Below are 504 nucleotides of genomic sequence, written 5' to 3'. Positions count from 1 at the left end.
AGTAGCTTAACCATAATGCTCTGGTATTGCGCTGCTCGCTCTGTTGCTCGTCGTTTCGTCTCGGGCTTTCGCCCTGACTCACGTACTCGCAAAGGATCGATCATCACAAAACCTTCGCACAGCCACTTTATTACTTCCTTGGTCAATCACTTGACACAAGGTCAGCTCTGATGAAATTCAATTTGACGCGAAGCCAAATTCAATTTCATCATTAAAGGATTGTTCTAAAACGCAAATTTCGTTTCGTTTATCCAGTTTTCAAGGATCAAGGACTGAAAAATTCAGTCGTTTGAGAGTTGAACTCTCAAAACTGACCAACGAGTGAGTAACAGACTTTAGAAAACACAGATTTGGTAACTTTGCTACGCAAAGTTTGTTATACGGTGGCTTACGCCAGCCGTACTTTTGAATGTCTTCGTTGCAGAAGACGATTCTCCATAGAAAGGAGGTGATCCAGCCGCACCTTCCGATACGGCTACCTTGTTACGACTTCACCCCAATCAT

At 43.5% G+C, this 504-nt stretch carries 1 rRNA gene; it reads right to left on the bottom strand.

Features of this window, described 5'->3' with window-relative positions:
* Window positions 1–441 precede the first annotated feature (441 nt).
* A 16S ribosomal RNA gene (locus ACFQ3W_RS26040) occupies window positions 442–504 on the bottom strand; the annotation flags it as partial.

It is taken from the genome of Paenibacillus puldeungensis, assembly GCF_042678945.1.
GTDB lineage: Bacteria > Bacillota > Bacilli > Paenibacillales > Paenibacillaceae > Fontibacillus > Fontibacillus puldeungensis.
This window is presented reverse-complemented; position numbering and strand designations above follow the sequence as displayed.